Source organism: Paenibacillus sp. TSA_86.1 (assembly GCF_052691815.1).
On the sequence record NZ_JBQZGE010000010.1, the window covers coordinates 40007 to 51903 of the forward strand.

General features: G+C 39.0%; 3 protein-coding genes. All 3 read left to right on the plus strand.

Going from position 1 to position 11897, the window contains the following annotated elements:
- The first annotated feature begins 375 nt into the window (after positions 1–375).
- The 3 genes from ACUTVW_RS18400 to ACUTVW_RS18410 all read left to right on the plus strand — a co-directional run bounded on the left by ACUTVW_RS18400 (position 376) and on the right by ACUTVW_RS18410 (position 11882).
- Positions 376–2109, plus strand: a complete 1734-nt coding sequence (locus ACUTVW_RS18400; RefSeq protein ID WP_445647116.1) for an ABC transporter ATP-binding protein — start codon at positions 376–378, stop codon at positions 2107–2109.
- A complete protein-coding gene (locus ACUTVW_RS18405; protein ID WP_445647117.1) occupies positions 2106–3830 on the plus strand; it encodes an ABC transporter ATP-binding protein in 1725 nt (574 codons plus the stop codon). The genes ACUTVW_RS18400 and ACUTVW_RS18405 overlap by 4 nt, the downstream gene beginning before the upstream one ends.
- 93 nt (positions 3831–3923) lie before the next feature.
- A complete protein-coding gene (locus ACUTVW_RS18410) occupies positions 3924–11882 on the plus strand; it encodes an amino acid adenylation domain-containing protein (protein WP_445647118.1) in 7959 nt (2652 codons plus the stop codon).
- Positions 11883–11897 lie beyond the last annotated feature (15 nt).

Genomic DNA, 11897 nt, shown 5'->3' on the forward strand with positions numbered 1-11897 from the left:
TACTTAATTTATACTATTGGTTGAAGGTGGATAATATAAAATAATGATGGTTTTTACTGTTATTGACATCAATTTTCCCTTCCAGTATACTGAAATCTATATATATTCTATAAAAGGAAAATAATGAAAATGTTCATTTTCGAAGTAATCCGATGCCTCTCATTATACACACTTCAATTTGGAGTCTCCTCATGTTTGATGACAAATAAACTGTTCCCAATGGCAACATTTTAAGTTTCTGAACTCGTTTAAAAATGTCTTATTTAAAATTTTTTAGATGTTCTTAAATGATTGAAATCTTATACCATATTTACATATCGAAAACGATTTTGTTTTGCCAAAAGAATATAGATTGCAGAAGGGCGGAAACTAAGGGTGCTTTACTCATTCATCATTCCTTATTTAAGAGTTCAAAAAGGAAAGGTTATCTTCCTGTTACTTTCCATCATTCTAGGTGTAGCCTTAACGGTATTTAATCCTCAGGTGGTTAGATATTTTATTGATACCGCAACAAAAGGGGGCAGTTGGAATGCACTGTTAGTAGCAGCAGGTATATTCACATTGACAACTATAGTGTTACAACTTAATCAAATTTTGTCGGTTTATTTAGGGGATAGTGTAGGATGGAAAGCCACGAATCTTCTAAAACAGAAATTGTTGCAGTTAATTATGAAACGTGACGTAGCCTACATTAATGAACACAGCTCTGGTGAAATGCTTGAGAGAGTTGAGGCGGATTGTAACAACTTATTTACTTTGCTATCGCATTTTTGCTTCCAGGTGTTAAGTAATATGCTTTTGTTAATAGGCGTTATCACTATGTTTTATGTTGAAAACTGGCTCATGGGAACAGTCATCTTGGTATTTTCTATAGTTACTTTATGGTTGTTGATCGCTTCTCGAGGAGTAGTGTTCAAATATTCTCTAAAAGAGCGTGAAGAAAGTACGAAATATCACGGTTTTATGGAGGAAAGAATAAACGGCGCAACAGATATTCATACAAATGGTGCAGGGAATTATGTCATGAAAAAATTCTACAACCTTCATGATAGCCTCTTTAAGGCAAGCAGGAATTCATGGGTTGCAGGAAGAGTAACGGTATGGGGAACCAGTGTTATTCTAATTGCTCTTGGATATGTGATAACGTTTTCTGTAAGCGTTTATCTTTATAATCAAAATGAAATTTCTATAGGTACCGTATTCCTGTTCTTTTTATATACAGAGCTGATTTTTAAACCTTTAGAACAAATTACATATCAATTGCAGTATCTCCACGGTGCTTCGGCTAGCATTAGCCGTATTATGAAATTAATGGATAATTCCACTTTGGTATCAACAAAGGATTCGGCAGAATTGAGTTTGGATTCCCCGATTCACAATGTTCGGTTTGAGGATGTAGATTTCTCATATGATTCCAATACAAATGTGCTGAAGGGAATTTCCTTTTCTATTGCTCAAGGTAATGTATTAGGGCTGGTTGGAAGATCTGGAAGTGGAAAAAGTACAATTATTCGATTATTGTGCAAAATGTATTCGCCTACAAGAGGAAAAATTGAACTGAATGGTGTGAATATAACCTCTATAGACGAGCAGGCACTATTAAATAAAATTGCTTATGTTACACAGCATGTGCAACTGTTCCAAGGAACCATACGTGAGAATATAACCTATTTCGACGAATCATACTCAGATCAAGAACTAACAGAGGTCATTAGAAGTTTGGGTATAGGCTCATGGTACGAGAGGTTGCCTAACGGTTTGGATACGAAAATCGGAAATAGTGGTGATGGTTTATCGGCAGGGGAATCTCAGCTGCTTGCGTTTATCAGGATTTTTTTGAGGCAACCAGATATTGTATTGCTCGATGAGTATTCTTCGCGTATCGATCCGATGACAGAACAACTTTTAGAGACCGCATTAGACAAATTGCTGGAAAATCGAATTGGTATCGTCATCGCTCATCGGCTAAAAACAGTTCTTAAGACGGACCAAATTATTGTATTAGATAAGGGAAGTATTGTTGAACATGGAAATACGCAAGCACTTATGCAGGATCCGCAGACCGTTTTTCACAAAATGCTTCAGTCTGGAATGGAGGAACCTGTATGAATACATTTCAAATGATTTGGAAGGTTATATGTTTTCGAAAATGGGCTTTTTTTATTAACTTAATTTTGTTTGTTCTCTTTACTACTCTTTCTATGGGTACGGGCTTAATTATCTCTGAGCTGTTTAAAACCTTGACTGGAGATTCTTCGATATCCACTAATTTCCTAATTGTCGGGGTATTAGCTCTTGCTGTTGCACGAATCGTTACGAATGTATTCAGTTTATTTACATGGGGAATTATTCAATTCGGATACCTTTTATTGTTAAGGAAAAATATGCTCAGAAATATTATCCGTGGCGGTAAGAGCAATGGTACCGGGGACACCATGAATCGCATAAGAGATGATGCCTACGCAGTGATTCATTATCTTGAATATTGGATCGATGGTACGGCAGCTTTAATATTCTGTTCTGTATCGATTACAATCCTATGTTCAATTGACCCTGTTCTGACAGCATTAATTCTTCTTCCATTGTGTGGTGTGTTGTTTGTCGCTAAGTTGTTAAATCAGCGTATCGAGAAATATTACAAATTATCCCGAGATAGTGATGGACGTGTCGTGAATTTTTTGGAAGAAGTGCTTGGTGGAATTTCCAGCATTAAGTTGGCTTCGGCAGAAGGACCGATTATGCGGAGATTTGAAAAACTCAACAAGGTACGTCAAACCAACGGTGTCAAAAACTCAACTATGGTATCGATATTAGGATCAATTAACGATAATATTTCAAGTTTAACTATCGGAGGAATCATGTTTATTGCAGCAGGCTCAATGAGAGCAGGCGATTTTTCTGTTGGTGAATTTGTTTTATTTGTTAATTATTTAACTCAAATTGCTCAATACATCACTAAATTTGGATGGTTCACAGCAAAACATAAGACCGTGCAAATATCCATTGATCGAATGAGAAAATTAACAGAGGGTCAGACTATCGAATCCTTAGTTGCCTATGCAGATGATTCTGAAGAACGTGAAACACATGCAACAGAAAGCTTGAAGGTACTCTCATTAAAAGATGTAACTTATGAATATCCAGACAGTAAAAGAGGAGTGTACAACGTCGATCTTACGGTATCAAGAGGAGAACTAGTGGTGATTACCGGTAGGATTGGTTCGGGAAAATCTACACTTTTGAAGGTGCTGCAAGGATTATTGAAGACGGATCAAGGAGCTTTGTTATGGAACGGAAAAGTGATCCAGAATCCGCTTCAATTTTTCCAGCCTCCTGTTTCTTCATATACTCCTCAGGTCCCTAGATTGTTTAGTGAAACTGTGCGGGAAAATATTTTGCTAGGAATCGATGTAGATGCCAAACAACTGAATGAAGCTATTTATACGGCTGTTCTTGATGAAGACCTGGAAGGTATGGAGAAAGGGCTAGATACTCTGGTTGGCCCTAGAGGGGTTAAAATGTCAGGTGGTCAGAGTCAGCGTATAGCGATTGCAAGAATGCTAGTTCGTAACAGTGAACTTTTCCTCATGGATGATATTTCAAGCGCATTAGATGTAGATACGGAGAAGAAATTAATTCATAGATTAAAGGAACTTAAGGAAGTCACTTGTATTGTGGTATCTAACCGTACGCTTATGTTCGAGAAGGCCGATCGTATTGTGTTCATGGAAGACGGGCAAATCGTTGATCAAGGGAATGTAAAGGAACTTATTGAGCGGAGTGAGGGATTTAGAAGCCTTTACAGACAACCAGAGAAATCAATGAATTAAAACGTTGTAAGAGTTGAGTAATCGGGACTGCTAAAACTAGACTGGTCATGCTCATTGATTTACGTTCAATGAGGTGAAGAACAGGAGGATTACATGGATACAAATACAAAGAATAATAATCTTATCCTAAGCAACTTAACCCCTGAACAGAAGATAAAACTAGCCAAGCAACTTAAGATGAGAAATCAACAACGTGAAGTATCAATGCCGGTTCAAATTACAAAGAGAAGAAGAGAGGAAGGGGAACTCCTCCCCCTTTCTTACGCACAAGAACAAATATGGTTTTTAGAACAATATGATCCTGGGGATTTTTCTTATAATTCAACTTGGTCGGTAACGATGTCGGGCAAGCTCGATAGATCTGTTTTTAATCAAAGTATCAAGGAAATAGTGAATCGACATGAAATTCTAAGATCCGTGTACAAAAAAGTAGATGGTCGTCCGGTTCAGTGCATTCTACCATTATCGGATTATTCAGCGAATTACATCGATTTATCAGATATGTCTGTGGAAATGCAAAAAATCAAACTCACTGAATTATACGAAATAGAAATAAGTACTCCCCTGAGTTTGGAGTTGGCTCCGCTTTTACGTATAACGATAATAAAGAAAGAGGAAGACAAGTGCATCCTACTTCTTACAATGCACCATATCGTTTCGGATGGGCTATCTTTCTCCATTCTTTGGGACGAGATATTTGATATTTATCAGTGTACGTTAAATCGAAGTCGCAATAGGCTTGAAGAGTTGCCCTTTCAGTATGCGGATTATGCTTGTTGGCAGAGAGAGTCAACAGAACTTGGATATTACGCTAAAGAGCTGGATTATTGGAAAAATACGTTAAGTGGTGCACCTGAGGTTCTAGAGCTTCCATTAGATCGACCAAGACCGGCAATTCAATCGTCAAAGGGGGACATTCTCCGTTTTCAGTTGTCCCATGACAGCTATAAGCGAATAAAGGAGTTAAGCCAGAATAACAGTTGCACTCTTTTTATGACACTGCTGGCTGCATTCAATGTGTTGCTTTATCGGTATACGAGTCAAGACGATATTATTATTGGTTGCCCTGTATCAAACCGAATGGCTTCTGGTACGGAAAAGTTAATTGGATGCTTTTTGAACAATATTGTGCTTCGTACCCATGTAAGAGGTAATCAAACATTTCTAACTTTGCTTGAGCAGGTGCGTCAACAGTGCTTACTGGCATATGGGAACCAGAACATCCCCTTTGAAAAAGTGATTGAGGCACTGCGACCACAGCGTTCGACTAGTTACAACCCCGTATTTCAAGTTATGTTTGGAGTGCAAACTATAAAGGAGTCTAGAAGTGAATTAGGGGATTTCGAAGTTCAATTCACCGAAATGGATACAAATACAGCAAAGTTTGATTTGAATATATCCATAGTGGAAACGGAGAACGATCTGGCAGGTTATATCGAGTATCGAACCGACTTGTTCGACAGAGAAACCATTGAACGGATGTTGAATAGCTATCAACATTTGTTGATTGATATTACAAGTGATCCAAATCGACTGGTTTCTGAGTTGAAATTACTTACTCCAGAAGAAGAACAATTTATTTTAATTGAACGAAATGCAACGGATAAAAAATATATGTTGGAGGGGTTACATCAATTATTCACTCAACGTGCTGAAATGCACCCTTCAAGACCTGCCTTATTCTTCGAGGAGGATCACTTGTCATACGGAGAGCTTAATGAGAGAGCCAATAAATTATCCCATTATCTAATCAATAAGGGTGTAAAACAAGGCTCGTTTTTAGGCATTAGTATGCATCGCTCTTTTGAGATGATTATAAGTTTGCTGGCCATATTAAAAGCTGGATGCGCATACGTGCCATTGGAGCCATCATTTCCAAAACAGCGATTACAATATATCGTGAATGACTCTGGACTTGAATGGATTATTACTCACCGAGATGTTGATCAACTTTTTGTTGATTTTGATGTTGAGTGTATTCATGTCGAGCGTGATAAAGCATATATCGATTTATCTAAGGAAATGAATCCAACTATCGATGTGAAGATGGACGATCCGGCATATGTACTGTACACTTCCGGATCTACGGGGATGCCTAAAGGGGTTGTATTAGGACATGAAGGAATTAGTAATCGAATTGTGTGGATGCAAGATGAGCTCCATTTGCAATTAGAGGATCGTGTGCTTCAGAAAACCTCTTATACTTTCGATGTTTCTGTATGGGAATTCTTTTGGCCCTTATCCTATGGAGCGGGGCTGGTGCTCGCTAAACCGGATGGACATATGGATCCGCAATATCTTGTGCAAACCATTATTCAGCAAAAGGTAACGATTATTCATTTTGTACCTTCTATGCTTCAGCTGTTTCTTGAGGAAAAAAATGTACAGCAATGTCACTCTTTACGCCAGGTGATATGCAGTGGCGAGGCATTGACGTATGAGTTGAAGAGAAGATGTTTAACTACACTGGAGGCTAGGTTGTTTAATATGTACGGACCTACCGAGGCCTCTATTGATGTGAGCTGGGAAGAGTGTAGTCTAGAACATTTAAATAAAATGGCTACGATTGGGAAACCCATTAAAAATATGAAGTTGCATGTACTTGATGCAAATTTGGCTATTGTCCCATTTGGAGTGCCAGGAGAATTATTTATTGAGGGTGTTGGGTTAGCTAAAGGTTACTTGAATCGAAAAGAGTTAACCGAAGAGAAATTTATTACCCATTCCTTTGGAGATGGAGTAATTCGTTCCTTATATCGGTCAGGAGACCTGGTGAAATTGCTACCTGATGGAACCATTGCTTATTTAGGAAGGCTGGACCATCAAGTTAAGATAAATGGGTTACGGATTGAACTTGGTGAAATTGAGTCTGTACTGCAAGAGCATGATCATATTTCTGATTGTGTAATTATCGCTGACCAAGATCATCATGGGAGAAGCTCAATGACTGGCTATATCCTAACTGATGATGGAAATGATATTTCAAGCTCTATTTTAAGAGAATGGCTGTTACAGAAGCTACCAGAATACATGATTCCAAGACAATTTGTAAAACTTGAAGATTTTCCACTAACGGTGAGCGGAAAAGTGGATAGGAATACGATCTCCAAATACAAACCTGTCTTAGCAGTTCAAACCGTAAACGCACCGCCAGAAACTGAATTGGAACTATCATTGTCTAAAATATGGGAGGACGTTCTCTCGGTACAAGGCATTGGCGTTGATGATAATTTCTTCGAACTCGGAGGAGACTCTATCTCTAGTATACGGATGGTTTCAAAAGCTAGGGATGTAGGGATATACCTCACAGCCAAAGATATATTTCAAAATCAGTCTATTGCAAGACTTGCAAAGGTGGCAAAAGATAAAACGGAGGTACAAGCAGAGCAGAAGAAGGTTATCGGGGAAGTGGCTCTGACTCCTATCCAAAAATGGTTCTTTGAACAGAATTTCGACGAACTACACCACTGGAATCAAGCAATGATGTTTGAGACTGAACCCTCCATAACAGTATCCGTTCTTCAAGAAGCATTACAAATGCTTGTATCACATCACGATGTATTACGCACTCGATTTATAAGGGGAGAAGAGGGATGGAAGCAATTCATCTCAAACGAGATATCGGGTTCCATTCTTGAGCAGATAGACCTTACAGACATTGATCCTATTATAGGTCTGGAACGGATAGAAAGACATGCAACGATATGCCAAGCGTCTTTAGATTTGAATGAACAACTGATTCAATGCAAATTTTTCAATATGGGAGCGGGTAAAAAAAGTCGTTTGTTCATTGCAGTTCACCATTTGATCATAGATGCGGTTTCTTGGAGGATCATCTTTGAAGATTTAATACTGTTATGCGATCAAGCCATACGTCAAAAAGAACTAAGCCTTCCGCTTAAAACGACATCCTATAAAGAATGGGCGGAGAAGCTATCAGCGCTATCCGATGGAATTCCCATAGACGATGTGAATTATTGGACCAGTATTACTGGTAAGGGCAAAGAATTGCCAATCGATCATTCATTTGGCGTAGCTACTGAGGAAACCGCACATACCATAACGCTTAGGTTAAACGAAGAGATTACAGGACACTTAACTCATACACTACCTCAAAGGGCAAAATTAAAAGTTCAAGAATCATTAATAGCTGCTCTAAACCGAGCACTTTACAATTGGCTTGGGGAGGATAACCCTGTAAAAGTGGATATTGAGGGACATGGTCGTGAAGATTATTTGTTTGATCATGTTGATGTCTCGAGAACTGTTGGATGGTTTACTTCAATGTTTCCGATTCTGCTTAACATAGGCGAGGCAGGGAGTATTCATGCGTGTATTCAACATGCTAAAGAAAAACTGAGGTTAGTGCCTCATAAGGGATTAAGTTATGGTGTTATCAAGTATTTGTCAGATCAACCTCAGATTCATTCAAAAGAAATGGAACCATCGCAGATCTTATTTAATTTCCTTGGAAAAACGGATGTTACGCCTAATCTGGAAACACAGATTCGAACGAGCAGCGATCCTACAGGTCATTATCGTAGTCTTAAAAATCATATGCCTTATCTCTTGGAATTTAACTCTGAAATTTCAGATGGGAAATTAACCATTCATACGAAGTACAGTCAAGCGAAATTTTCAGAGAAGACGGTTCAAACGTTGTTGAGTGCATGGGAGTCGGCTATACATGAAATCGTGCATCTGGGCGTGACTCATGGACAGGCATTGATTTCAGAAATGGATTATCCTGCAGCTAAGTTTAGCCCATTGGAGTACAGTACCTTACAGTCACATTGCTTAGCACATGCCATTAATATAGATCATATCGAGGACGTCTATCTCTTATCTCCCATGCAGCAAGGCTTATTATTTCACACGGTGTTATCTCCAGATTCCGGACAATACTCACAGCAGTATAGCTGTAAACTATATGGGGACTTGGATATAAAAGCATTCGAACTTGCATGGAAAAAAGTAATTGAACGACACAGCATATTAAGAACATCCTTTATCTGGAAAGGGTTAGAGCAACCGAGGCAGATCGTACACAAAACACTGGATTTTAACGTATCTGTCCTAGATGCAGGTGACGTAACAGAAGATGAAGCGGAAGAACTCCGTATTTCTTATTTAAAGGAAGATCTTGAACGAGGATACTGCTTAGAGAAGGCGCCGCTTATGCGTGTATCATTGCATCGGATGAAGGATGATGAACAGCTCTTTGTCTGGAGCCACCACCATATTATACTTGACGGCTGGTCCCAATCCTTGCTTCTAAACGAAGTGTTTCAAATTTATAACATCTTCTGCACAGGAACGAGTTTAAAGCTTAATCCTGCTGTTCAATTTGATCAATACATTGCATGCCTGCAATCAAAAGACATCATTCAAGCGAAACAATTTTGGAAGAGTTACTTCGCAGGTTATGAATTGCAACATTTCGTTCGGGGACATATGTTGCAAGCGGATATAATTGAACCTTATAAGGTTTTGAAGTACGAATTGTCTAGCGACTTATCGAATGATTTACATGAATTTGTTAGAAGAAATAAGATGACTCAGAGTACGGTATTTCAGGCGCTATGGGCACTGGTTGTTTCTCGCTATTCCAAGTCGAAGGATATTGTGTTTGGAATGGTCGTTTCAGGCCGATCCGTAGATATGAATGGAATCAATGGAGCTATTGGTTTGTTTATCAATACGCTTCCTGTACGCATCAAGGTGGAAGAAAGCTTAGATGTGCTTCAATGGTTACAGAATATTCAAGAGCAGCAAGTAGAACTTTCTCAATACGAGCATACCCCATTGCTAAGCGTTCAGGAATGGAGTGGATTAACAAAGAGTGAACCTCTGTTTGAGAGTATTCTCGTTTATGAAAACTATCCTATGACCAGTTATGGACAAGAGGCTATGCCCGTTAAAGTCGAATCCGTGCAAGTTCGTGAAGTTACAAACTATCCAATTACAGTAACGATACAACCTTCCAATAATGTTGTAATTGAAATAAGTTACCATACGGAACAAATATCAGATTACACGGCAACGGAGTTGCTTGAAGGTATGAAGGGATTTTTACTGCGTTTACTAGAAGATTCATCCTTATATGTGGGGGAATTGAACAAAAGGACTAAAATGGAAAGTATAGAGCTTTTGAATAGGTTAAGTCCTTTCGAGCCGGTGCAGATACAAAAACATCAAGCCATCTATGCAATTCTGGAAGAGCAGGCTCGATTGAAAAGCCATAAATCAGCTGTAGTGTGTGGCGATGAATCCATTACTTATCAATATCTCAACGAGCAATCCAACCGTCTTGCCCGGCATTTGCTGAAAAAGGGAGTTGGATCAGAGCATATCGTTGGCGTATGGATGGATCGTTCCATTGCAGCGGTAATATCGATCATGGCAATTTCGAAAGCAGGTGGAGCATTTTTGCCTATGGACTCCGCTTTTCCGAAAGAACGAATCAAGTACATGGTTGAAGATAGCAGAACAGCCATCGTTTTAACGAACCATGAGGAAGCCATTGCCGAAACGTGCTCTGCAGAACTGATCAACATAAATAATCTTAGTCAAGAACTAGCGAAAGAATCATTAGAGAATATCAACAAAAGGATTCAACCAGAATCTCTCGCATATGTAATTTACACTTCGGGTACAACGGGCAGACCAAAAGGGGTAATGGTCGAACATCAGAATGTATTGAGTGTAACCGAGAGTTGGAAGGACAAGTATGAGCTCGCTTCTCGCGAAGTAAGAATTCTCCAGTTAGCAGGTATCTCTTTTGACGTATTTACAGGAGATCTTATGCGAAGCTTGATTGGTGGGGGAACCTTAATTATATGTCCGGATCATGAACGACTCGAGCTTCCGTCCGTGTATAAGTTACTTTTACATCATCAAGTTACTCTGTTTGAATCTACACCTGCTCTTATCATTCCTTTAATGGAATATATATATAGTAACAATTTGTCTGTTCCAGATTTGCAATTATTGATCTTAGGATCGGATAAAGTATCGGATCAGGATTTTAGACAATTGGTAGAGCGATTCGGAAACCATGTTGAGATTGTGAATAGTTACGGGGTTACGGAAGCAACCATTGACTCCAGTTATTATTCATCAAAATTTAGTAATATCGAGAGTTACTATGGCAATGTTCCTATTGGGAAACCTTTACCCAATTCTCGTTATTATATATTTGATGAAGAGATGGAGCCGGTTCCGGTAGGCGTGGAAGGCGAATTGTATATTGGCGGAAATGGAGTGGCAAGAGGGTATCTCCATAACATTGAATTGACTCAGGAACGTTTTCTCCCTGATCCTTTTTTAGAGGGGGGGCGCATCTATAAGACAGGAGATATGGCTAGATGGACAGAACAGGAAGTTGTTGAGTTTATCGGTCGGGAAGATGGACAGGTAAAAGTGGGTGGCATCCGTATAGAAGTAGGGGAAATTGAGAGTGTTTTAAACCGGATTGAGGGTGTCGAAGCATCCGTCGTTGTAGTGATCGGTGATGGGATTCATAAATATCTTTACGCCTTTTATATAGGGGATGCACAACTGGATAACTTAAAAATGGAGTTGGCAAGTAAGCTTCCAAGAGCTTTTGTGCCTACGAGGTTTACATGTTTGGAGGATTTCCCGCTTACGTTAAATGGAAAACTTGATCGACGTGCTCTTCTTATGCTAGCACATGAAGAAAAGGAGAGTCTGCCGGTTTACCCGAAGACGCAGCTTGAAAGCGAATTGATTGAAATATGGGGAAGTATTTTAGATATAAACATTTCTAGCATTCATGATAGCTTTTTTGATCTAGGTGGGAACTCAATCCTGCTGCTTAAACTGTATAACGTGATTGATAACAGGTATGGCGTGCCGATTACCGTTGCCGATTTGTTTGCCCAGAATACAATTCATATGTTGGCCCATTTTATTCAGGTGAAGTCAAATCAATCGTTACAAATTAAAGATTCATTGGATGTCATCATGGAAGAACTTAGAGCAGGGAAAATTACTACCACTGCTGCAGAACAACGAATATCCGACCTTTAATTTGTTAACACAAAG